Annotated in this window: 20 protein-coding genes and 1 tRNA gene; 8 read left to right on the top strand and 13 right to left on the bottom strand. The window is 55.2% G+C overall.

The features are described from left to right. Positions 1–214 precede the first annotated feature (214 nt). Positions 215–844, top strand: coding sequence for an RNA polymerase sigma factor (locus Q1Q75_RS04330; RefSeq protein ID WP_300667824.1), 630 nt, complete (start codon positions 215–217; stop codon positions 842–844). Further along, entirely contained in the window at positions 819–1094 is a 276-nt protein-coding gene (locus Q1Q75_RS04325; protein ID WP_300667822.1) for an anti-sigma factor, read from the top strand. Before Q1Q75_RS04330 ends, Q1Q75_RS04325 begins: the two co-directional genes overlap by 26 nt. Here Q1Q75_RS04325 and Q1Q75_RS04320 read toward each other — a convergent pair. Beyond that, positions 1091–1642, bottom strand: coding sequence for a hypothetical protein (locus Q1Q75_RS04320; RefSeq protein ID WP_300667820.1), 552 nt, complete (start codon positions 1640–1642; stop codon positions 1091–1093). The two genes, Q1Q75_RS04325 and Q1Q75_RS04320, sit on opposite strands and share 4 nt — an antisense overlap. 507 nt (positions 1643–2149) lie before the next feature. On the opposite strand from Q1Q75_RS04320, the gene Q1Q75_RS04315 reads away from it, so the two are divergent. From Q1Q75_RS04315 to Q1Q75_RS04305, 3 genes are all read left to right on the top strand, one after another. Next, positions 2150–3085, top strand: coding sequence for an Hsp33 family molecular chaperone HslO (locus tag Q1Q75_RS04315; protein WP_300667819.1), 936 nt, complete (start codon positions 2150–2152; stop codon positions 3083–3085). Positions 3086–3625: 540 nt separating this feature from the next. Continuing rightward, positions 3626–4804 (top strand): DUF1343 domain-containing protein, encoded by a 1179-nt coding sequence (locus tag Q1Q75_RS04310; protein ID WP_300667817.1) that lies wholly within the window; start codon positions 3626–3628, stop codon positions 4802–4804. 25 nt (positions 4805–4829) lie between these two features. Further along, on the top strand, positions 4830–5555 hold the full coding sequence (locus Q1Q75_RS04305) for a ribonuclease H (RefSeq protein ID WP_300667815.1): 726 nt from the start codon (positions 4830–4832) through the stop codon (positions 5553–5555). Between the two features lie 296 nt (positions 5556–5851). Here the strand turns inward: Q1Q75_RS04305 and Q1Q75_RS04300 are convergent, their stop codons facing one another. The 12 genes from Q1Q75_RS04300 to Q1Q75_RS04245 form a co-directional block, all read right to left on the bottom strand. Beyond that, entirely contained in the window at positions 5852–6451 is a 600-nt protein-coding gene (locus tag Q1Q75_RS04300) for a hypothetical protein (RefSeq protein ID WP_300667814.1), read from the bottom strand. Between the two features lie 235 nt (positions 6452–6686). Further along, entirely contained in the window at positions 6687–6851 is a 165-nt protein-coding gene (locus tag Q1Q75_RS04295) for a hypothetical protein (protein WP_300667813.1), read from the bottom strand. 57 nt (positions 6852–6908) lie between these two features. Continuing rightward, positions 6909–8156 (bottom strand): menaquinone reductase integral membrane subunit QrcD, encoded by a 1248-nt coding sequence (gene qrcD / locus Q1Q75_RS04290; protein WP_300667812.1) that lies wholly within the window; start codon positions 8154–8156, stop codon positions 6909–6911. A 107-nt stretch (positions 8157–8263) separates the two neighbouring features. Beyond that, positions 8264–9085 (bottom strand): menaquinone reductase iron-sulfur cluster-binding subunit QrcC, encoded by an 822-nt coding sequence (qrcC, locus tag Q1Q75_RS04285; protein WP_300667810.1) that lies wholly within the window; start codon positions 9083–9085, stop codon positions 8264–8266. Positions 9086–9145: 60 nt separating this feature from the next. Beyond that, positions 9146–11248 (bottom strand): menaquinone reductase molybdopterin-binding-like subunit QrcB, encoded by a 2103-nt coding sequence (gene qrcB / locus Q1Q75_RS04280; RefSeq protein WP_300667809.1) that lies wholly within the window; start codon positions 11246–11248, stop codon positions 9146–9148. Between the two features lie 57 nt (positions 11249–11305). Beyond that, a complete protein-coding gene (gene qrcA, locus Q1Q75_RS04275) occupies positions 11306–11962 on the bottom strand; it encodes a menaquinone reductase multiheme cytochrome c subunit QrcA (RefSeq protein WP_300667808.1) in 657 nt (218 codons plus the stop codon). A gap of 791 nt (positions 11963–12753) precedes the next feature. Continuing rightward, entirely contained in the window at positions 12754–13596 is an 843-nt protein-coding gene (gene ccsB, locus Q1Q75_RS04270) for a c-type cytochrome biogenesis protein CcsB (protein ID WP_366945154.1), read from the bottom strand. Beyond that, positions 13593–14987: a cytochrome c biogenesis protein ResB gene (locus tag Q1Q75_RS04265; protein ID WP_300667806.1), complete on the bottom strand. Its 1395-nt coding sequence runs from the start codon at positions 14985–14987 to the stop codon at positions 13593–13595. The genes ccsB and Q1Q75_RS04265 overlap by 4 nt, the downstream gene beginning before the upstream one ends. A 327-nt stretch (positions 14988–15314) precedes the next feature. After that, positions 15315–16967 (bottom strand): Na/Pi cotransporter family protein, encoded by a 1653-nt coding sequence (locus tag Q1Q75_RS04260; protein WP_300667805.1) that lies wholly within the window; start codon positions 16965–16967, stop codon positions 15315–15317. Positions 16968–17322: 355 nt separating this feature from the next. Beyond that, positions 17323–20157 (bottom strand): pitrilysin family protein, encoded by a 2835-nt coding sequence (locus tag Q1Q75_RS04255; RefSeq protein ID WP_300667803.1) that lies wholly within the window; start codon positions 20155–20157, stop codon positions 17323–17325. An 82-nt stretch (positions 20158–20239) separates the two neighbouring features. Beyond that, positions 20240–20464 (bottom strand): hypothetical protein, encoded by a 225-nt coding sequence (locus Q1Q75_RS04250; protein WP_300667801.1) that lies wholly within the window; start codon positions 20462–20464, stop codon positions 20240–20242. A 378-nt stretch (positions 20465–20842) separates the two neighbouring features. Continuing rightward, positions 20843–22732, bottom strand: coding sequence for a SurA N-terminal domain-containing protein (locus Q1Q75_RS04245; protein WP_300667800.1), 1890 nt, complete (start codon positions 22730–22732; stop codon positions 20843–20845). A 296-nt stretch (positions 22733–23028) separates the two neighbouring features. On the opposite strand from Q1Q75_RS04245, the gene Q1Q75_RS04240 reads away from it, so the two are divergent. The 3 genes from Q1Q75_RS04240 to Q1Q75_RS04230 all read left to right on the top strand — a co-directional run bounded on the left by Q1Q75_RS04240 (position 23029) and on the right by Q1Q75_RS04230 (position 24513). Further along, a tRNA-Ala gene (locus Q1Q75_RS04240) sits at positions 23029–23104 on the top strand. Between the two features lie 189 nt (positions 23105–23293). Continuing rightward, positions 23294–23674, top strand: a complete 381-nt coding sequence (locus Q1Q75_RS04235; RefSeq protein ID WP_300667799.1) for a VOC family protein — start codon at positions 23294–23296, stop codon at positions 23672–23674. A 95-nt stretch (positions 23675–23769) separates the two neighbouring features. Next, positions 23770–24513 (top strand): hypothetical protein, encoded by a 744-nt coding sequence (locus Q1Q75_RS04230; RefSeq protein ID WP_300667798.1) that lies wholly within the window; start codon positions 23770–23772, stop codon positions 24511–24513. Positions 24514–24524: the final 11 nt, after the last annotated feature.

The following is a 24524-nucleotide window of genomic DNA, read 5'->3' as shown; positions in this document are numbered from 1 at the left end:
CGCATCACGCTTTAAGATATACTACCCCTTATAAAACCGGGGCAGCATCACCGCCCCCACAAAGGAGAAAATATGGAGACACTGCTTGCCATGGGACTCATCGTCGCCGTCTGGTACGCCCTTCAGGCATGGATTCTACCCAAAATGGGAATCAGCACCTGAATGAGCGAAGCCTGCCAGGTGGCAGGAAAGAAAAAAACTGGGCGGGGAAAAAATGGAAAGAAAACCAATCCAGACGCCTGACGTCAGGGACAACGACACGGAGCTGGTCACCGCAATCCAAAATGGAGCGACAGACAGGTTTGAGGAGTTGGTCACGCGGTATGAGGGGAAACTCTACAACTTCGGGCTTCGTGTCTGCAAGGATGCCTCCGACTCCGAAGACCTTGTCCAGGAGACCTTTATCAACATATTTCGCTATTTAAAGGATTTCAGACAGGAAACAAAATTTAAAAACTGGATGTACCGCATCGCCACCGGTGTCTGCCACCGCATGCGACGCAGATCCAAATACGCACCGGAACGTGAGCTCTCCCTGGACGAATTTTTGCCCCAGGACCTTGCCGACATCGACACAGAACTGCCGGCATGGGCAGCCATGCCCATCCATCAGGTGTTGAACCGGGAACTGGGGGACCACCTCAAGGCATCCGTCAAAGAGCTGCCACCCCAATACCGTCTGGTCCTCGTCTTGCGGGATATGGAAGGATTTTCAACGGACGAGGCATCAGAAATTCTGGGCATCACACCGACCAATGTCAAGGTGAGGCTCCACCGTGCCCGCCTGTTCCTGCGGGAAGAATTAAAGGGGTATTTTCATGACAACCAACCACACACATCATGATGACGATCATAAAGCGTGCCTGGCCCTGTTTGAAAAGCTGTCGGAATACATAGACGGGGAAACAGATGAGGTGACCTGCAAAGCGATCCGGGCACACATCGAGGCTTGCCCCTGCTGCACGACCTGCCTTGAGACCTTAAAGCGAACCATTGGATTTTGCGAAGAGGTCAAAGAGGTGCCGGTGCCTGCGGGGTTTTCTCAAAAATTACGGGAGGCCCTCAAGAAGATGCCTCCCGCTCTCTCATCCTAAAAAACAAACACCGCCACCGGAACCACAACCGCCGCTGCGGCAACCCCGCCTGCGGCGGAATGATTTTCATCGGCAGCGCCCAAAACGCCGGTCAGGACCAATGCGGCCGTAGCGAGATAACCGGACCCCGCGTGGATATTCTCCCGGGTCCAGCCCTCTCTGAAATTGATCCCTTCACCATAGGCGATGTGTCCGGAGGCACCGGCGGCGACGCCGAAGACGGCGGCCCCCACCCCACTGACCTTGTGAAAGCTCTTGTCGTCTCCTGTCACCAGGGACAAGAGGGTCAGGGCAACGGCACTGTACCCCGTAAGACGGTGGGTTTGATAGAGGTCAGGCATGTAAAAACCGGGCTGCGCAAACCGGTCGTCTCGGGCGTCCAGTTCCTCGTCCTCTAAGAAAATCGACTCTTCCGAGGGATCCAGATAGGACGGGGCCGGATACCACTCAGCGAACACCGAGCCCGAGAATCCCAAAACCATACACGCCAAAATCATCCCAACCAGCCACCGGCGTCCCATCGTACGCTCTCGTCTTTTTATCAGCATCCTTGCTCCTTTTTCCCCACATCCACCTGGGGAGGTCTGCTCAGTCCGTTCGCTGTCACTCCTGCATCGTTCGTCGTTGCAGCCGGACTGTTGCCGTTTTGTTCCATCCTTGAACGTTAACGGGACCCTGAAATCTTAAATCTGAAAGGAGCCTGCGGAGTGAGGAACACGCTTCCATTCGATGGGTTCAGGACCATTTCAAACAGGTATCACGGAGTCTTTCACCCGGCACGGATGCCATGTAAAAAAGTCCCAGTAAAGATCCTATCGGCCACTTCGGAAAAGAGGTTTAATCGATTTTATCATCCCCCCCCTGTCGAAGAGCCATGGAGCCTTTCATCCCCGAAAAAAAGGTCCGGCCCATCCCCACCCTTTTTCAGTGGTATTCCCGGCCCAGCTGTATTATATAACGGGTTGCAATTCAGGTGGAAATTCAGCCACAAAGATAAATCATCGCTCGCCCTTCGGTCAAGAAAAGGCGATGCGAAATGCCATAGAAAAAAAGAGATGATTAAAAAAAAACCATACGGCGCCAACGCCAAAGAGCAGCTCAAGGCCAACGCACGGGACAAAATGTACCGTTTTCTCCTGGCCGATGACACCGTCCGCGGTGTGTTTATCCATGGAACCCGCATGATCAATGAAATGCGCAGTAACTTCGACCTGGGCATACTGGAGACCTACATTCTCGGCCACGCTTACCTCGGCTGCACCCTCATGAGTGCCAACCTCAAGGGCAAAGACCGAATCTCCCTTTCGATTGACGGCACCGGCCCAGCCAAGGGGCTCTCCGTGGAAGCCAATGCCTACGGCGAGGTACGCGGATTTCTGAAAAAGAATCCCATCCCCGTGAAGGCCCCCCTGGAGAGCCTCAACATGTCGCCTTTTCTGGGTGCAGGCATGCTCAGCGTCACCAAGATACTCGAAGGGATGAAGCAGCCCTACACCGGCCAGGTGGCCCTGGAATACGGCAATATTGCTGAAGACCTGGCCAGCTACTATTTCACCTCGGAGCAGACCCCCACGGTCTTCAACCTCAGCATCAACTTCAACAAAGAAGGCGAAGTGGTAGGCGCAGGCGGCCTCTTCCTCCAGGTGATGCCCGGAGCCCCGGAAGAGACCGATAAAAAGATTGAAGCCCTCCTGGCCTCTTTCCCCTCCCCCGGCGACATCGCCGAGCGAGCCGAAAACCCCGAGGAGGTCATTCAGGCAGTCTTTTCTGAACTCACCCCCAAGCTTCTGGGAAGCCACCGGGTGGAGTTCTTCTGCCGCTGCTCCGAAAAAGCCTTTTCACAGCATCTCTCCATGCTGCCCAAAAAGGACCTGGCGGCCATCGCCAATGAAGGGCCCTTTCCCGTGGAGCTCTGCTGCCATAACTGCAACAGCACCTACCACTTTTCCAAGGAACAGATTACGGAGATCTGGAAGGGGAAAAAAGGCTAAAGGCTAAAGGCTAAAGGCTAAAGGCTAAAGGCTAAAGGCTAAAGGCTAAAGGCTAAAGGCTAAAGGCTAAAGGCTAAAGGCTAAAGGCTAAAGGCTAAAGGCTAAAGGCTAAAGGCTAAAGGAAAATAACCCGGGGCAGGAATTTGTCAATGCGTCATTAAGGATAAACTTCTTTTTCACTCCCCGGCTCTGTTTGGGAGTCTCAGGAACAAGGCTCCACCTTGCCGGTATGAAAATCCGTGGTGAAGGGGTAAAACTCACAGGTTGCGGGGTTTCAAGCCTGGAGGCAGAGCCTCTGTGGAGCCTGTTTCCATAGATGTGGCCGACGCGATGACTAAGGCCCTCAACCCATGAGTCACCCATAAAAAGCCGTCAGCTCACGCACGTGTGACGTACGTTGCCAACCCTCACTCTCCGGGCGAATGCGGACGCAGTTCAGCCTCAAAATACGCCTCCCGATGCGCATTCGCAAACCAGCTTTCAAGGTGGCACACCTTGCCGCCGGAGGCCATTTTCGTTATTCCAACCAAGGAGTTTGTTTTGCCACGCGTTCGTACCGGTCTCGAACATCTTCTGGAAAATCCGCCTGCCTGGGCACGAAAAGGGAAACTGGCGCTCATGGCCAACCCGGCCTCGGTGGGGCCGAATTACCGCCACGCCCGAGATCTTATTGCCGAGGCGCTGCCTGGGCGGCTGGCCGCTCTTTATTCTCCTCAGCACGGATTTTTTGCCGACAAGCAGGACAACATGATCGAATCGGGCCACGGGCTCGATCCGGTCACCGGGGTGCCTGTCTGGAGCCTTTACGGGAAAACAAGGTGGCCCACCGATGAGATGCTAAAGGGGATCGACACGGTGGTGGTGGACATCCAGGATGTGGGGACCCGGGTCTACACCTTTATCTGGACCCTCACCTACATCATGGAAGCGGCGGCAGAAAAGGGCTTTCATGTGGCGGTCCTGGACCGGCCCAATCCCATCGGCGGCGTTCAGGTGGAGGGCAACCTCACCCACCCCGACTGCACCTCCTTTGTGGGGCGTTACCCCATCCCCATGCGCCACGGCATGACCATCGGCGAGCTGGCCCTTTTTTTCAACGAGGCCTGCGGCATCGGATGCGACCTTTCGGTGGTCCCCATGCAGGGCTGGCAGCGATCCATGCATTTTTCCGACACCGGCCTCCCCTGGGTACTGCCCTCCCCCAACATGCCCTGCGAAGAGGCGGCTCTGGTCTATCCTGGTCAGGTCATCCTCGAAGGCTGCAACCTCTCGGAAGGGCGAGGCACCACCCGCCCCTTTGAGCTCTTCGGGGCCCCATACCTCGACACAAAAAAACTCCTGGCCACCCTTTCCCCTCTCAGCCTTGCCGGATGCACCTTGCGAGAGACCGGCTTCGAGCCCACCTTCGGGAAATGGCAGGGAGAGCTCTGCCGGGGCTTTCAGATCCACGTCACCGATCGGGAGGTTTTCGCCCCCTATCGCCTCAGTCTGGACCTCATCCGCGCGGTTCTCCTCAACCATCCCCATGCTTTTTCATGGAAACAGCCCCCTTACGAATACGAATACGAAAAAAACCCCATGGACATGATCCTGGGGTCAAAAAAGCTTCGGAAAGAGCTTGAGGCGGGGACCCCCATTGACGCGCTCGAGGCGGGCTGGCAGGATGAACTGATGGAGTTCAGGAAGGTTCGGGAGCCTTTATTAATTTACACCCCGTAACAGGGAAAAGAACGGAGCGGAGACGATGCCAACACAAGACGAGGAGGGCGCCCTCTGGAAGCGCATGAGCTTTAAAGGCAACAAGGTGTGGGCAGAGGTGGATAAGGAGAAATCCCTTCTCCTTGAAGGGGGGCGGGTCCGTATCAAGTACAACCTCAAGCAGACCCATGAGTACCAGGTCTACCCCGACACCCTCAAATCAGATGCCCCGGAAAACCTGGTCCCAAAAGCCGCCAAGAAAAAAAAGGCCGAAGAGACCCCCGCACCACCTGAAAAAGGAGCGGTGAGCGTTCCCCCGCCCCCACAACCCGGCCTCGTCCGTGAGGTGCCCTTAGACGGCCTCTCCACCACCGAACCCGGAGTCATTCATATCTTCACCGACGGCGCCAGCTCAGGAAACCCCGGTCCTTCCGGCATCGGAGTCTTCTTCCGCTACGGCCCCCACGAGCGCGAGATCTCACGGAACATCGGCCAGGGCACCAACAACATCGCCGAACTCGAAGCCATCCGCACCGGCCTTTCCGAAGTTAAAAAGCCGGAACTGCCCGTTCGCGTCTACACCGACTCCAGCTACGCCCTGGGCCTCATCGCCAAGGGCTGGAAAGCCCAGGCCAACCAGGAGTTGGTGGAAGAGATCCGCGCCCTCACACGCCGTTTTTCCAACCTCGTGTTCGTCAAGGTCAAAGGCCACGCCGGCTTCGCCGAAAATGAAAAAGCCGATCAGCTGGCCACCTCAGCGATTAAAAACTAAAAAAGCCTCCGGCGGCAAGGTGGGGCCACCTTGAAAGCGGGTTTGCGAATGCGATTTGGCGGTGCGCAAGCGCACCGCTTAACGTTCGATAAACCTGCAACGCCGCATTTTGTGATACGTGTTGAGACGGGGCCGGCGGTTTGCGTGACGTTGAACGGTGCGGGAGCCGCACCCTACGGGCTGAAACGTTTTTGCGAAACTTTTTTCAAAAAGAGACTCGCCAGAGACAAGATGAAGCGGAATGGTTACCCCAGCTCATACAAGTTGGCAAAAGTTTAGCCCCCGGTACTTGGAATTTAGAAGATATAGGAGAGCGTAATGCCACCGGAGACGGCAACAATATTGTCCACGCTGTTGGTGCCACTGTATTCACGGATAAAATCCTCGTAGTCGCTCTTGTCTCGGATATTAATCACATAATCCAGGCTCACCTTTGACCAGGAGTACCCCACCCCGAAAGAGGCCTGGGCCCCGGAAAAATCCTTCTCCGCATTGATGCTCACGCCATTGAAAGAGCCGCCACTCATCTCCAGGGTCTCGGAATAGACGCCAATCCCGCCAAAGACATTAAATCCCTCATAAAAATTGGTACCCAGAAGAAGCTGAAGGTCCATCCCGCTCATCTCCAGGTCAGAATAATCTTCATGTTCCGTGGCGTAAAAAGCACCCCTTATGGCCACATGCTGTGTAAAACAGGCTGTTCCCACAAGGGCACCGCCGTAAAAGGTGTCGTCATCTGTACCCTGGGTGGCGCTGTCGCCCTCAATAATCAGCCCATACGTCCCCACCCCCAGCTTAAACTTCGATCCATTTTCTGCCGCCACGGCGCTTCCTGCGGTCATCATCATGCAAACTGCCACGGCCATCCCTGCAAAAACTCGAGCTGCTTTCTTCATCGTCATTCTACTCCTAAAAAGTTACTTCAGGCCTCAAGGGGCCGGTTTGATTCCTATCGACGGACCGAACCTACCACAGGGAAGGTGCATCAGGTATGATCCAGGGCACACCCCAATAAAAAGAAATCGTTCGACAATAATCGACGGTTCCCGGCAAAAAATCAGGCACAAAAAAAGGGCCGATTTCCACAGGAAATCGACCCTTTAGATATTTAGCGAATTTTAAAGAGGCAAATTAATGGTGGCCTTGGCCGCTGCCCTTGCCTTCTTTCGTGTCCTTAAGAGCTTTGTAGATACACCAGTTCAACCCCACGGTCAGGATGATCAGCACATACCACATGCCACCGAAAAAGATGTAGTGGCCCGCGTCCCAGACCCATTCCCAGATAAATGGAAACATCGCGCTCTCCTTTGCATGCCTGGCCCCTCAAACACAAGGGGCCGAGCGATTGGTGATTTAGGACTTCTCAACGGGGTTGAGTTCTCTCTCCTGCGGAAACACCGGCAGGTAACGATAAGAGAGGGCAATCACAAGAATGCCACCGGCCACGGGCAGAATGGTCGTGGCCCACTCCTGCCAGGAGGGAAAGTAGAGCACCCACTGGTCGAAGGTCATCACCGGCATGGCCATGGGCTGCATCACCATCACCCAGCGGTTCAGGCAGACCCCAAACACAGCCAAGGTCACAGCAACCATGAAGAGCCGGCTGTTCTGACGCCACTCCTTCTTAAGGAGAATGGCTGCGGGCACGATGCCGCAAACAACAAGCTCAAGGATCAAAATCCAGAGACCGTGGTAGTTATTGGAGTTGTTGTAGAACTGCATAAAGGAAAAGCCGGTCTTGGGAACGGTGACCACCGCCCACCAGAGAGTGTCGGCAATCTTGGCCACGATATAGGTTCCCAGCATCCATCCGGAGATTTTGGCCAGAAGATCGTAGACATTGTCCTTCACCAGCCTTTTGCCGGTGAGCTTTTCGGTGATCTTGCAGCAGAACATGGTGAAGCAGGGACCGCAGGCCGCCGCAGACCAGGTGTAGAGAAAAAAGGTCCAGGGCCAGATAAAGATCCCTTCCCTCAGGCCAAAGGGACGCCCGTAAAGCACGCCGGTGACGCCGCCCAGAGAGCCCTGATGAAAGCAGGAGAGAAAGGCGCCCGTGGCCGCAAAGACCGCCATGATCTCATGCATGCGGTGGCCCATATTGTGCCAGAAGGGGTTCTGGTCGATCTTTCGGTTCTCCAGCAGCAGCGGCAAGTACTCAATGGCCAGCACCGACAGATAGAGAGAGAGACAAAAGGCCACCTCCGTCAACATGGAGTGAACGTTGGCGTGCCAGAAGATAAACCACCCGCGCAGGGGCTGACCGATGTCGATGGCCAGGATCAGCATGGCGGAGCAGTAGCAGCAAAAACCCACAATGACGGCAAAGTTAATGATATTCTTCAGTTCGTCTTTCCCCACCACATAGCGAAGAAAGCCGGTAAAGAAAGCCCCGCCGCCCACGGCGATGACCGCAAGGTCAGCCCAGATCCAGAGGGCAAAGCCGTACGAATCGTTCATATTGGTTTGGTTGAGGCCCTTGAACCAGCAGAGATAGGCGGCATAAAGCCCCCAGATCACCAACGCCGCCGGAATGACCAGACCAAGGGTAAACCGCTTGAGAGAGCAACGCTCAACACCTTCGGGTATCAAAGCAGAGTCCATAAATCCTTACCCCTCGCCGCCCCATGAAGATGGAGGCGGCCATTTAGAGATTTTTTTAAACGCCCGTGGCTTTTGGGCGTCTGTCATGACTGAAAAAGACGCGCCTTTTAATGCCCGCCCTTGCCCTTGAGTTCATAAGCCCCCGGTGCTCCGGTGGGTTCTTCGTTGCTCAGGTAGTTGTCACCGGCCCGCCTCACCCACTCTCGCTCAGAGAGATAGTACACCTTCGGGTTGGTGTGCAGGCGTTCCAGTAAGCGAAAAGCACGCTTGTCCTTCTTCAGGGTGTAGACGGCGTGATCGGGGTTGTTCAAATCCCCGAAGGTGATGGCACCCGAGGGACACGCCTGGGTGCAGGCGGTCTGGTACTCCATCTCCTCCACGTCCCGCTCTTCCTGGTAAGCCTTATCGCGTGCCAGCTGGTAACGGTGGAAGCAGAAGCTGCACTTTTCCACCACACCGCGCATACGCGGAGAGACATCCGGAGAGAGAGATTCTTCCAGCTTGGCAGGCCAGACAGGATCCCACCAGTTGAAATAACGTGCGTGATACGGGCAGGCCGCCATGCAGTATCGACAGCCGAAGCAGCGGGTATAGATCTGGCTCACGATGCCGGTGGAGTGGTCGTAATCCGTGGCCGTGGCCGGGCAGACCGACACGCAGGGAGAATGACCGTCGTCGTGCTTGCCCCCGCAATGCTGGCAAGGGCGGGGGAAATAACAGATCTCGGTGTCGGGAAAATCTTTGCCGTTGGTGATGCGATAGACCCGTATCCAGGTGATGCTTAAAAGCTTATCGCTTTCATCTTTCCGGACGGGGATGTTGTTCTCGGCCGAACAAGCCACCATGCAGGACCCGCATCCGGTGCACTTGTCGAGGTCGATGACCATGCCGAATTTCTTCGCCCTCGTTTCATTTGATTCCGTATTCATGAAAAACCTCGTGTGAGATGGATTTTCGTCAGATAATCAAGCGCCGTTGTCTTAAAGGCGCTATCCCTTCGCCAGGGAAGCTCGGGCACCCCAGGTGCAATTAAAACCCGTGGCCGAATCGACCATGGTGCCGGAAAGGGCCGTGTAGCTTGTCCCCTTGCCGCCGATAAATCCGTCAAAGGCGGTATGTCCCAAGCCTGCGGCCAGAGCCACCACACCGGGCATCACCCCTTCAAAAAGGGTCACCCGGACCTTGGCGCTCCCGAAGGGCGTGGCCAGGGTGGCGGTGTCGCCCTGCGCAAGGCCTGCCTTTCGAGCGGTGGACGGATGCAACTCCACGTGGGAGACCCCTTCTGTCAACACCCGATCTTCGATGGTCTTCATGGTAAACGGCGCATCGGCAACCGCACCACTGGAGATACGAAGGGACCAGCTCGGAACCAGCGTCAAGGGATGGCTGGATGCCGACCCTTCGGCGGGCAGGGCCACCGGCCCTTCAGGAATGACAAAGGTAAAACGCTGGGAGGTTCCCAGGATGCGTTCAAGCCCCTTCTTCCAGGCGATATCACCCTGCCAGAGGCCATTTTCCGATAGAGACTCCCACATCTCGCCACAGCTCTCTTCGAGGTAGCTTTCGTAGTCGTCCCAGGAAAAGGCGTCACGACCTCCGTCCAGCTGAGCCCCCACGCTGATCAGCACCTCACCGGTATGCTTCGTGTCCATCACCGGCGCAATGGCCGCCTGGGTCAGAGTCACCGTAGACCGCTCAAGACCGGCGCGTACAGGCACATCCTGCATTTTTTCCAGATGGGTGTGATCGGGCAGGATCAGGTCGGCCATGGCGGCCGTCTCGTCCATATAAGGGGAGAAGCTCACGATGGTCCCGATGGAGGCCAGGGCTTCTGCCGCCTTTTTCGAGGTAGCCAGCGTGTAGAAGGGGTTGGTGCCCCAATCCAGAAGCAGCTCGGTTTTCCCCTTTTCGGTGAGGGTGGCCAGCTTTTCCCCCATGGCCTCGGATTCGGCAACCGCCACCGCATAGGGCAGCGCGCCCACCTTAACCAGGCCGCCGTCGCGCTGGACGGAGCCTTTAAGGGCGTTTAAGGCAAACACCGCCAGGGCTTCGGCAAGGCTCACGGGAGTTTCCCCTTTCCCTCGGCCACACAGAGCCACGGGGCGACGTGCGCCGGCAAAGGCCACGGCCACTTTTTTCACCATGGCTGGGGGAACCCCGGTCACGGCTTCGGCTTTTTTCGGGGTATAATTTTCCAGAAGCCAGGCGCTGAAGGCAGGAAAACCTTCCGTGGCGGTGGAAACGAAAATATGATCGTAGAGTTTTTCCTGGACCATGGCCGCGGCGACGGACAAGGCAAAAACCCCTTCGGTACCGGGTTTGGCGGGCACCCACATATCGGCCATGGAGGCGGTGGTGGAGAGATAGGGTTCCACCTGAATCATTTTTTTCGCACCGGCGGCTTTCACCATGCGCACGGGAGATCCCCACCCTTCGGCGACGGAGCTGCCGAGGCTTAAAATCAGATCGGTATTTTCCGTGTCAAACCCGACGCCCTCACCGGGCGCGCGGCCCATGGTCAGGGCCATGGCCTGTTCCAGGCTGTCATGGAGGGAGGGCAGGGTCAAAAAACGATCGGACCCGAGGGTGTCCAGAAGGCGCTGAATCAGAGCCGAAACACTCCCGCTCCGGAAGGCCGACAGGGCGGCAACGCCCTTGCCATCTGAGAGGCTGTTGAGTTTCTTTGCCAGCTGGGCTTCCGCCTCCTCCCAGGTGAGGCGTTTCCACTTGCCCTCTCCCCGTTTGCCCTCGCGGGCCATGGGGCCTTCTATACGGGAAGGTCCATAGAGGAGCTGAGCGGCCGAGAGGCCCACCCCGCAGAGATCGCCGGTGTTGACGGGGCTGTCTGCCTGCCCTTCAATTTTCACCACGCGCTCGCCCACTTTGCGGACCGCAAGATTGCAGCCGCCGGGACAGAGGGTACAGGCACCCCCGGTGTACAGATACTCTCCGGTTTCAGGGACCGGCGTCCAGGCCCAGTTCTGGGTCCAGATAGACGCATCGTCCGTCAACTTCCAGGGAAGAGGAGAGAGCAGGGTACCGGCTGTGGCTCCCATTCCCAAAGCGAGAAAATGTCTCCTGTTGATCTTCATATGTGAATCACCCCTTGAGGCTTGATCGTTCGCGTTGAGATCAGACGGATGTCCAATCTACTTATGGCACTGGAAACAGGCACCTTTGCTGCCCATGGTCTCCTTATGGCAAGCGCCACAATCCTCCATCTTCATACGATCCCAGCTGTTCTTCTTCATGCCTGCGATGTTCTTGCCCCAGATATCCCGGCTGTAGCCGGTCAGTCTGTTCTCTTCGTAGGGCTTCAGGCTCTCGGATTCACCGATGTCGCCATGACACTCGGCACAGTCCATCCCAGCTCCGGTCACATGGGCCGCATGGGAAAAGAAGACACAGTCAGGCTGCCGGGAATAGATTTTCCAGGGCACCTCTTTTTCTTCGGCCACATACTCATTGACGAAGGTCTCCTCGGCTTCACTCTCGCCCTGCACCTCTTCATGACACTCGGTGCACTGTGCAAGGGTAGGGACACCGGCATAGGTGCCATCCTCACGGAAAAAATGACAGCTTTCGCAGTCGCCCACCGCATCGGCGTGGGTGACATGGCTGAAATCAAAGGGCTGCTCGCTCTTGGAGTAGAGAAGCTTGGGGAAGACAATCCATCCTATGGCAAGACTTGCGGCCAGACCCACGATAAAAAAGAGAGCCACCAGTCCCGACTCCCCTTTGTTTGTCGGATCACCGGATGACCCCGTTTGCTCACGACCAGTCTGTTTTTCACCAGGTAAGCTCATGAAAACTCCACGTGTTAATTGTTGAACACCAGATACCCGACCACCGGGTGATTCGGGCATACACCGCGCCAATCTAATGATACAAAAACAGAAGCACGGACATACAAAAAGCCCCTGGCCCCCTGATTACATACCAGGAGCTAACGGCTTTTCCGAACCTGTGGGTGATGACTCCGCACGCCTGTCGAGGCACTCTGCCTCTCAACGGTATCAAACGAATTCACCACATATATCGTCAAACCGACAAACCCCATTCGCCGGTCTTCGAGCATTTTGACACGTATCCTATACGTGCTCGCGCACATTTTTTCAAGGCATGACAATGGTACCTGACGCCCCATATTCCTGTCCCGAAACGATGAATAAACCATTTAAGTATCTGCAACAGGCACAGATTCAAGCAGGACCGTCACCCCAAAAGGTAACCTTTGAGGCGCCGAAAAATATTCCAGCGACACACCCAACTCTTGGGTTGCCATGAAGATTTGAGATCAGGTCTCCGGTTTGTGTGGTGCCCTGTTTTTTCCCGCCACGGCCTGAGAGCTCCCCCCTTATTTACTTGCATTGAGCACATATAAGATTTTCAAGCACAAAATATTGCTAGCACTATTTCTATAGTAACGCCGCCACCTGTGTCAATAAAAAGATCCTTATACTCTCACAAAACAACCCCATGCGTCCGGATCTGTGTTCGCCTTTAAAACCAAAGAAATGGTGCGAATTCCCACAAAAAAAGCCGCTCCCCCCTGTGCGGGAAAAGCGACTTGAAATCCATGCAGCTTAATCAGCGGCTACATACTGCCATAGCTGTGCAGGCCAGGCAGGTAGTTCACACCAAAGTAGGTAAACATCACCGCCATAAAGCCGATGATCGAAATCACGGCAATTTTGGCACCACCCCAGCCCCGCATGTAACGCAGATGAAGCATGATGGCGTAAACAAACCAGGTGATCAGGGACCAGGTCTCCTTGGGATCCCAACTCCAATAGGTCCCCCAGGCCGAGTTGGCCCAGACCGCTCCGGTAATAATCCCCACGGTCAGAAAAAGAAAGCCGAACATCACGGTCTTCTGGATCAACTCATCCAGGACGTACCCCTCGGGAAGCCTGGAAATCAACCCGCCCTTCCTGCCCGGCAGACACTCCCGGACCAGATACATAACCCCAATGCCAAAGGCTGTGGCAAACCCGGCGTACCCGAGAAAACAGGTGACCACATGGGTGGTGAGCCAGTTGCTTTTCAAGGCCGGAATCAGGGGCTGAATCTTGTCACTTACCGACGGCGAGAGGGAGGCGTAGGCCAGGGCGATAAAGGCCAGAGGCATGGCAAAGGTGCTGATCATGTCGTTGCGGTAACGCAGGCCGATGGCGATGGAAATCAAGGCAATGGTCAGGGCAAAGAAAACCAGGGACTCGTAAAGGTTGGAGAGAGGGATATGACCGTAGCCATGACCATAGGACTCCACCCATCGCAACACAAATCCGAACAGGTTGCCAATCACCCCGGCGATGGCGGAGTATCGAGCGACCTGCGCCGGCGTCTTCCGGGCAAAAATCCACGCGGAGATGTATAGAACGGCGGAAAAACCGTAGACAAAGGTAACGATGGAAAGTACCAGGGAACTGTTGATCATTTCACCACCTGCCTTTCTGGGATTCGTGTCTCTCTTTCAAGTTTTTCGGTCAGACGGCGAATCACCATCTCCATCCCCAGCCTGTTTTTGTTGACGCTGCCGTAAAGGGTGACGGCGGATCCCGAGGTATCGGGCGTCACCTCCACCATAAAGCCCTGATGGCTCATGAAAAAGGTAATGTAACACCCGACGATGAGAAAGATGAACCCGGTATAAACAAACCACACTCCCGGATCTTTGGTCACCTGCAGGCCGGTGTAATAGCGGTTTTCAAACTCCCCAACGGTGACGGTGACCTCCCCTCGGCGCATGCGATCAAACTTGGGGGACTTGATGGGCAGGGCCAGGCGAACCTCCTCCCCCCCCTTTTTCTTTAACACACCCAACACCGTGGCCCCCACAGCATGACCACGAAACTTATAGTTGTTAATAAAGTGCAGCGGCGTAAAGGTCCCGAGCCCCTCGGGGATAGGGATGGGCTTGCCGAAATTCCCGTCAACCGGATAAGACATCCCGCTTGCCTTACTGGTAAAGACAAAGGACGCCGACTCCGGCGGCACCGTGCCGTAATTCGACTGATAGAAGCTGATCCCCTTATAACGAAGGGGATCGTTTACCACGATCCGCTTGGAGAGAACCTCCCCCCCCTCGTCCACCACCACCAGGTCAGACCGATATTCTTTCGGAGCCCCTGTGTCGTAAAACGAGACGGCAAAATCATCGCAACGAATCTGAAAACCAAGGGGAACGGTGGCATTGGAGTTGTTAAGGATCACGGTCTGATCACTCTGACCTTCCGTGATGTTCATGTAGCCTTCATACCCAAACAGGGAACCGATCAGCCCCCCGGCAAGCAGCAGAAGCACCGCACCATGCACCACATAAACCCCCAGCCGCGTCCACCGACCTTTCTCGGCAAAAAGAAGCTGCCCCTCCCCCTCTTCAACAAGGGTAAAGGTCGCCATGGGGGCTTTCAACCGCAGGGAAAGGCCCTCGGCAACCTCGGCCGGGGAGCCCTCCATCTTCAGGGTCTCACCTTTCAAGGCACGCCGGTAATTCTCGGGATTGAGGCGCTGCGTTCGTCCGACAATCTTCAAGGCACTGGGAAGCCGATCCATGGAACAGATCACCAGGTTAATCCCCAGAAGCAAGATCAGAAACTGAAACCACCAGGAGTGATACATATCGAATATATCAAGGAAGTGAAGCACGCGATAGGCCGCCTCCCCATACCGTTCCAGATAAAGATTCGCCGCTGCATTCTGGGGAATCACCGTCCCGAAGATGGAGGTAACCGCCAGAAGTGTCAGCACGATAACGGAGAGCCGAACCGATGAAAAGACACCCCACAGGGTATCGACCAGCCCCTTTTCCACTTGTTTCTTGTTCATAGATCCCTTTCGACGCGTCATGAATGGATAATGATACGACCTGAAAACACCCCGGGGAGAACGTGCCTTCCCGGCACCTTCATCAGACGTTCCACAGAGGCACCAACCGATAAAAAGACAAGGCACTCTTACCGTTGTCACAAACCGGCAGCGCATAATACCACAGAGGGCGGCACGGTCACAACGGCCATCGCATGAAAGGCGTCAGACAAATATGTACCCTATTCCTGCCCCACAAAAAAAAGCCGGGCAATCAACCTGCCCGGCCTTTTTAAATCATTCCACGGAACCACTTAAATTCATTTTGCGATAAATTCAAGCCGTTGGTTACATATCGCCCATCACAACCTGAGCAATGTTAAAGGCCTGGTCACCTGTCTTCTCCAGGTTATTCAGAATATCGACAAAAAGAATACCGGTCTCAACAGAACAGGACCCTTTCTGAAGACGGGAAAGGTGATGTTTCTTGAACTCCTTGCGCATCTTATCGATGGTGTTCTCATCCTCGGTGTCAATCTTACGGGGAAGTCCGCCGGCATTGTAGGCCTTCATGACATTTTCCGTAAATCGAATCGCCACGTCAAAGATCTCCTCCATCTCCTGCATCGCCTCATCTGAAAAGCGGATACCGGTTTCGATGAGTTTGTCGGTGTAATTGACAATATTCTCCGAGTAATCCCCTATTTTTTCGAGGTCATGCAGCACATGGAGAATGTTGTTCAATTCACGGGAGGTCTTGGCACTGATCTGCTCCTGGTTGAGCCGAACGAGAAAGGAAGAAATATCCTTTTCAAGAAGATCCACGGTGTTCTCCAGGTCATAGACCTTGAGGATCACTTTGGGGTCCCGCGTGAAAAAGGCGTCCCGGCTCAGTTTGAGCATCTCCAAGGCAAGGGCCGACATGCGGCTCACCTCTTTCCTGGCCTGTGAGACAGCAAAATCAGGCGTTTCGATCAAACAGTCGTCCAAAAACACCAACCCGTCGGTCCGTCCGTTCCCCTTGTCAGGAATAATCCGCTCACACAGACGCGCGAGGAGATGAAGCACAGGAACAAAGATCAAGAGGTTAATGATGTTAAACCCGGTATGAAGGTTGGCGATATGCCGCGCGATAAAGGGTTGGGTGCCGTTGGCGTCGACAAAATTGGGGTCCCCCGGTGTCATCACATCCACCACCTGCATAAAATACTTCAGGAAGAAGAGCATGTAACAGACCCCAAGGGCATTGATCAAAAAATGACCGAAGGCGGCCCGTCTGGCCGTGGGGTTGGTACCGATGGCAGCTATGTTTGCGGTAATCGTGGTTCCAATGTTTTCGCCTAGGACTAGAGCACAGGCAGCGTAATAGTCAATAAGCCCCGTCGCGGCCATGGCCACGGTAATCCCGATAGTCGCCGAAGAACTCTGAACCACCATGGTCAGGATGGCACCTGCGGCAACCGCCAGCAGGGGGTTGTGAGAAAAGGTAATAAAGGCCTCACGAAAAAGGTCGCTGTGCCTCAAGGGGATAAAACCATCTTTCATGATCTTGAGCCCCAGGAAAAGCAGGCCGAAGCCGATAATCACCTCACCCCAATAGTGATACTTTTTATTGCTCGTAAACATGCGCATAAACACGCCGATACCGATGGCGGGGAGAGCAAGTTTACCGATTTTAAAAGCAATGAGCTGAGCCGTGACCGTGGTTCCGACGTTGGCACCCAGGACAACACTCAAGGCCTGAACAAGATTCATGAGCCCGGCGTTGACAAACCCCACCACCATAACGGTTGTGGCGGAGCTACTCTGGATTATCGTGGTTACCACCACCCCGACAAAGGCGCCGATAACCCGATTGGTGGTCAGTTTTTCAAGGATGTTTCGCAGGCTGCTGCCCGCTGATTTCTGAAGGCCCTCCGACATCATTTTCATGCCGTAAAGAAAGAGCCCAAGCCCGCCGACCAGACCGTAGACAAGCGCCAACCAGTTCACTGATTCCACTTAAATCTCCTGTAATAACAATACATTGTATCAACACCCAAGCCGATTTTTACGGCAGGCGCACCTCACGTGAGTCGTAAATGTTTGTGGAGACTATATAAATGATCACTTCACAGGTGTCAACACCCGAAAGGCCTCATCCCCCGGCCCGACATAAAGATGTTATCTTACTGGATACATAGGTCTTTCCAACCGAAACAGCTACAAACACGAATGTTCTCTCCGAAGAAACGCCAGCCCCTCGGCCTCGGTTGGCGAAACCCCATCGCCTCGCACCCCGATTTTTTTCGCAATAAAAAAAAGCCGCCTCGAAAAAACGAGGCGGCTTGATATCGATCCAGGCAACGGGTCCCCATCAAGGCTGAGGGCGTACCGTCAGGGTGGCGGCTTGGGGCTCCGTTAAATAGGTCCGGGCAAGAGCCTGTACCTCACCGGCGGTGATCGCCCCATAATCCGACAGGATATCCAGGGGCCAGACCAGCTTCTCCGGATACCGTGAGGAGTCCTGCATCACGCTGGAGAGCCAGTACCCGTTGGTACGTCGAAAATCAGCGATACGATTCACCAACGGATCCACCACACGCCGTATTTCATCTTCAGAAGGGGGAGCCGAACGCAACCCTGCAGCGATCTCCTTAACGGCCGCCACCACGCCCTCTATCTGCTCTGGGCTCACGGTAATCACCGCCCGCAGGACCCCATAGTCAGAATAGGCCCTGCTGGAACGGTTCCAGGCGCTGGGAGAATACGCCGCCCCCAGCTTCTCTCGAACGGTCTCCCGCAGGCGCTCAGAAAACAGAGACCCCAGAATGCCCAGGCGCCTGACCGTATGAATCTCGGTCATCCCCGTCGTGGGCCAGGCCACGGTCACCACAGCTTTGTCGATGGCGCTTTCAACGGCAAGCTCTAAGCGTTTGCCGGCAGGAAAGGTTAAGGCATGGTCCGGTGTCGGCAAGGCCGAACGCCCGGGAAGACTCCCGAGCCATCGGCCGCACAGGGAAATCGCCATCTCCACATCCATGTCACCGGCCACGGAAAGTTCGAGGGGTGCCTGGGACAACGGGGGCATCACAAGCCCCTTCACCGCGTCAAAACTGATTCCGGCAAGAGAAACGTCCGGGTACCCGAAGCGCGCCCGGTCCCCGGTCAAAAACGTCTCGCTGTGTTGCCGAAGCACCCCATCCACGGTTCGCCCCAGCTCCTCCAACCCTTGAGTATACCGCTGAACGGACAATTGATAAGCGTCCTCTTTCAGCTGGGTATCCACAAGCCGGGTATGGAGCACCTGGAACATCAGCTCCAGCTCCTCAGGCGTCGTCCGGCCGGAGAGAGAAAACCCATCCTGGCCGATTCCGTAAGAAAAGGAGGTGTTGGTACCGACCAGGGCACGAGCCGTCTCTTCTCGATCCAGTTTCCCCAGCCCGCTCTCATTGACCACCATCTCGGAAACCGTCGAAAGGCCGGGGACCAGATCCTTCGAACCCAGAAGCCCCTGGCCGTACCGAAGGGAGTAGAGCACTTCCTTTGCCTTGAAGTCGGTGGGCTTCAGGTTCAGAACCATGCCATTTTCAAAGGTAACCACGGTAAGCCCCAAGGCCTCATGGACAACCCGGGAGGCGATACGCCCCGCAGCGTCAGGGGCGGAAAGATAAGGAAAAACCGCCTCCGACTTCGCCACATAGGGTGTGGCCGCAACCTTCCGACTCCTTTCATATGCGGCGAGTAGAGAGGCTTCCGGGCCGATTTTTCCACCCTCGAGCTGGACATTCCCCTCCACCATCACGAGACGATGAGAAGGGCTCCAGGCCTCTTTTAAGACCTGATGCAATTCGTCCTTTGTCACCGCATCCACCACCGGCTCAAAAAGACGCCGCGCGTCTGAAGGCGAGACCACCGTCTTCTCTGTGGTAAAGCCTCGAATCAACAGAGACGCCAGTTGCCGACTGTTGCGGGTGGAAGCCTTGCGCTCAGCCTGAAGCAAACTGTTTTTCATCTCCTTTTTCACCCGCGCCAGCTCCCCGGAGGTAAACCCAAAGGCCAGGGCGCCCCGCAGGGTATGATCCACAGCAGAAAGGCTCTCTTCCCACGCCTCCGGAGGGCACTCCGCCGAGACGATCCCGTAGCGCACATGCCGCATATAGGTCCCCATGCCAGCCCCCGCATCGGTAAAGGGAGTCCCCGGCTTTCCGACCTGCTCTGCCAGCCGGGTTTCAAGGAGTTGACTCACCATATCGAAGAGAAGCTGACGGCGCCTTGCCACATAGGTATCGGGTGTGCGCTCCACGTACCGCAGCACCTCCAGGGTCACGGTGGTGCTTCCCGCCTCCGGGTTGTAACTGTAAAACGCTTTGGTGCCCACATGAGCAAAGGTCCCATCGTCTGGAATCTTCCCTTGCGGAGCCCGCGCCTCAAGGGAGGCAAATCGGTCCTGAATCATCACCGCAAGGCCCTTTGGGTCCATATCCCCCACCACCACAAGCGCCATGTTGTCCGGACGATACCAGGTATCGTAATAGCTCCGCAGCAAGGCGGAATCGGCGCCCCGAATGACCGTCTCAAGCCCGATGGGGTGCCGCTCATTGATGCGCATCCCGGGCAACTCAAAGGCCAGGCTTTTGACAAAATTTCGGTAGGACTCGGAGTCCCGGTCCCGTTTTTCAGCCAGGATGACCCCGCGCTCATGGTCCACCTCCGACTCCAGCAGAAGCGCACCCCCGGCATAATCGCGCATCACCAGGAGCCCTTCGGCCAGACTCTTCTCGTCCCCGGTGGGCAACACCACGTCATAAACGGTTTCATAAAATCCGGTATGGGCGTTGGCGTCCCCTCCGAACATCATCCCGATCCGCTGGAAATATTTGATCAGCTCTCCGGGAGGAAAATTTTCCGACCCGTTGAACAGCATGTGTTCATTAAAATGCGCCAGCCCCCGCTGGGCTTCTGTCTCAACCATGGAGCCCGACTTGACGGCCAGATGCATGCTCACGCGCCCCTTGGGCTCGCTGTTTTTCATGATCAAATAGGTCAACCCGTTCTCAAGGGTCCCTTCGATCACCGCCGGGTCCTGGGGAAGTCTCGCCGGGTCCCCACCGGCAACCCGGGCATCATGACGGACACAGCCGATCATCAAAGCAATCAACATGGCCAGCACGCCATACACCGCTCGTCGTGAATATCGTTTTCCTGTCATGGTTTCTCCTGAAATAATAACAAAGGCCGGCCAAACGTCGTAACGTTCGCACCGGCCTCCATCAATCGTTTATTCTCTCTGTTTACCTGATAAAGGCAAACCAGATATATCCAATGAAGATCCCCACCCACATAAAGGCGGCAAGGTACCCCAGATAGTTGATCGGCTTTTTCGCCAGTCCAAACCTGTCCACCTTCCCCACACGTTTATGACATCCCAGGCAGGTCTCTGCGGTAAGACTGAGGTTGGTAAAACAATAAGGACATCGCTTAAATGTAAAGACCCGCTTGGCTTTTGCTTTCCCCATACACCCTCTCCTGCTGTGACGTTACCGTGAAATCGGTTGCGTTGACCGCCGTTCCTTTATTGTGGGGGCGAAACGTTCAAAAGCCAGGGAGACGTTGACCGGGGTTGCATCAGCGCGCCGGAGATACGGGTAAACTGCCGCCCGCCGGAAGGAGACGTCCTCACGCCAGAACCTCGGCAGCCACTGATTAACCGCCACTCCGGCCCATGAGACCGTGTGGGTTTGTCCACCACTTCAACCACTTCATTGGGTATGCTACCATAAAAAAAACCTGTCAAGCAAGCCTATGAAGCTTTCCTGACAGGTTTGTGATCTCTCCGGTGCACGTTCAACACCCCACCGCCCATGGACGCCATGATGTTGAACAGTCAAAGGCCCTTACTGCTCCTCTTCGGTGGAATCGAAACGGGGGTCTCGTTTGATCTCTGCACCGTCCCGCAGCTCCTCAATCCACTTGGTCATCACATCGCGGCGCTTGCTGGCCAGGAGTTCAGCCTTCAAGGCCTCCGAGGCGTCGGCGTAGCCATCCAGGCTGGGGATCTTCTTCTCTTTCAAGGCCACCACATAATAGCCGCCATTGCCCTTCACCACGGTATCGGAGACAGGCGTTGTGGCGTTCAGCCCAAAGGCCACCTCAACCACTTTTCGATCGAGATCCCCGGCATCTTTGCCATCCCGTGTAAATAAGGGAGACTCGGTAACCTGGGACCCTTCAGGAAAATCTTTCCCATCTTTAAGAAGCGCCAGAAGCGCACGGGCATCCCCTTCAGCCTTCTGCATCTTCGCCTGCGTCAGAGCATCGGCGGCCACACGCTCTTTGACGGTGGCTAACTCAGGAATCACAGCCTCTGTCTTTTCCATAGACTGGATGATGTAATACGTGCCGTTGTACTCCAAAATATCACTGATCCCGCCAACCTCAAGCCCAAAGGCATCTTTGGCGATACGCATGCGGTCTACTGAGGCCACAGCCTCCGGCCCTTTCCAGCTGGCGAAAAAATCACTTTCGGTCACCGGAAGCTGAGCCGTTACGCCAGCTTCTTTGATACTTTCGCTGCCCAGGACCATATCAAAGGCATCCTCTGATGCCGAATAAGCGTCGGTCTCCGCCTGCTCGTCCACAAGGGCCGCCCGAATCTCATCGGTGACCTTCGCCAGACTCGTCTCCGTGGCGGGGTTCTTCTTCTCCACCTTGATGACATGCCATCCGAACTGGGTCCGCACAGGCTCGCTGACCTCACCGGCCTTCATGGCAAAGGCTGCGTCTGCAAAGGGTTTGACCATTGAGGACCGATCAAAAGCTCCCAGCTCCCCGCCCTTTGATGCGGAGGGGCCTTCTGATAAATCCCTGGCCAGCGCAGAGAAATCACTGCCCTCGGCCGTGGCTTTGGCATAGACCTCTTCGGCACGTTTGAGGGCTTCCGCCGTTTCATCGTCGGTCGCGCCCTCAGCCACCTTGATCAAAATATGACGCGCCTCAACGGTTTCCGGGGTCTGGTATCGGCCCAGATTGGCCTGATAAAAACCAGCGACCTCTTCGTCAGTGACGGTGACTCCGTCTCGGAAGTCCTCGCGGGCAAACCGCATAAAAGAGATTTTTACTTCGGGGTCGGTCTTGTACCGCTCGCCGTTCTCGGAATAAAAAGCCGTCACATAGGCCTCATCCACGGTGATACTTTTATACGATGCCGGATCCATCAGCGCATAGCGTACCGACGCCTGGGTGTTTTTATACTTATACAGCTCCTGGGTCTCGCCGTCTGTGGCCTGAACCCCACTCTCCACCATATTTCGAAGTTTAGAGATAAGCAGAGATTTACGCTGCTGAGCTTCAAACTGAGGAACCGTGAGCCCGTTCTGCCGAAGCAGGGCTTCGTAAAGCTCCATATTAAAGATGCCGTCCCGCTGAAAATAGGGCAAATCCACGATCGCCTTCTCCAGCTCCTCGTCGGTCACCTGAAGCTTTAATCGCGACGCCTCCTGAATCATCAGTTCACTGGTGATAAGACTCTCGAGGGCCTGATCACGCAAGCGGAACATTTTGATCATCTCCTCGCTCAGGTTGCCCCCGAGCTGGCGCCGGTACCCATCCACCAGTTCGTTGTAAGCCAGTCTGTAATCGTCCCAACTGATAACGGTCTTATTCACCTCGGCAACAATATTACTTCCGTTGTTGCGATCCGGCCCAAGCCCGAGAAAAACAAACACCAGGACAATAACACCCAGCAGTATCTTGATTATCCAGGAGCCCGCATTGTTACGCATCATTTGTAGCATCAATATACCTCTGTAATCTTATTGTCGTCGTTTGAAATTTTATCCGCTTCCAGGTTCATACCGCACATAAAAAACTCGAATACCTTTACCATCCCTTGTTTTGAGAGTACAGATTTTATTTACCCGGCAGAACGGATATCGATGGATTTCAAATGGGTCCGGGACCCTATCTTCCTTGAGAAATCCATGTTTTCAAAAACGCCCTCTTTTTTTCATTGACACCCCCGCGGCAATGGTCTAAATACTCTCTCGTTCGTTGCTGACTTTCTTTTGGCATCGAAAAACGTGGGGCTGTAGCTCAGCTGGGAGAGCGCATGACTGGCAGTCATGAGGTCAGGGGTTCGATCCCCCTCAGCTCCACCACAAAAAAAATAATAAAGCCTGTTGATTCTTTCAGCAGGCTTTTTTTATTTTCTGCCCCCGTCTGCCCTCCACCCCCCCTGACTGGTTGACCCGGATTCAAAGGCAACGGTATACTGGTCCCCACCAAAAAAACGACACGCCCCGGATGCGCGACCATCCCCGATGATAAAACCGCCCAAGGAGACCCCCATGAGCGCCTTAACAATCGCACACACCAACTTCACCGTTTTCGACCTCGAAAAAAGCCTGACCTTTTATACCGAGGCCCTCGGCTTTCAAATCGTCCGCCGCCATGAAGCACCAGACGGCAGCTTTGTCCTTGTTTATCTGGGGGACGGCACCGGTGGCCATCAGCTGGAGCTCACCTGGCTTAAAGACCGCAAAGAGCCCTACAACCTGGGAGACAACGAAATCCACCTGGCCGTCACCACCGATGACTATGCCGGCTGGCACAACCGCCACAAGAAGATGGGCCTGAACCTCTGGGAAAATGAGGCCATGGGCATCTACTTCGTGGCAGACCCCGACGGCTACTGGATCGAAGTGGTTCCGGAAAAAATGATGGACTAAGCGAGCTCTTCTTCCAGAATTCAAAAACCGTGGGGGGGGGAGGGGGTGACCTTTCTCTTTTACACGGCTCTTAAGCCAACACCCAAATGGAGCACATGAAAACTTTATCCTGGGAAACAAAAATCGGACTGATCCTGGTGGCCCTGGCCATTGTCCTCAATGGGCTGCTCTACGCCATGTACCACGATTTAAATCACATCATGCTCTGGGGCCTCACCAACCTCGCCTTTCTCCCCGTCTCTGTGCTTTTTGTCAGCCTCATCCTCGACTCTCTGATGGAAAAGCGCAACAAACTGCAGAAGCTCGACAAGCTCAACATGCTGATCGGTACCTTCTTCAGTGTTGCCGGAACCCCCATGCTTCGGTTCTTTGCCGCCTGGGACCTGAATCAAGAAGAGATCTGCACCGCCATGACAAAAAAAGAGGCCTGGACTGACCGCCGCCATTTTTACAAAATCAAGGAGACCCTTGAGGACCGGACATTTAAGATTGACGAAGAAAAAATGCACCTTTCCGCCCTGCGGGATTTTCTTTTGCCACACACCGACTTCATGCTCCGCCTGCTTGAAAACGCCCATGTTCTTGAACACGAAGCCTTTACCGATGTCCTGCGTTCCGCCTTCCACCTCACCGAAGAGCTGAAGGCCAGACAGAACCTGGACGCCCTCCCCGAAAGCGACCGCATCCACCTCGCACGCGACATCGAAAGGGTTTACGGTCACCTGGCCCTCGCCTGGACCGACTACATGAAACACCTCCACAGGGAATTTCCCTACCTCTTCTCCTTTGCCCTGCGCATCAATCCATTTGATCCCGAGGCATCAGCCATCGTATCCTGATAACTTTAGAA

Source organism: Desulfoluna sp. (assembly GCF_030145185.1).
In the GTDB taxonomy this organism is placed as follows: domain Bacteria; phylum Desulfobacterota; class Desulfobacteria; order Desulfobacterales; family Desulfolunaceae; genus Desulfoluna.
This window is presented reverse-complemented; position numbering and strand designations above follow the sequence as displayed.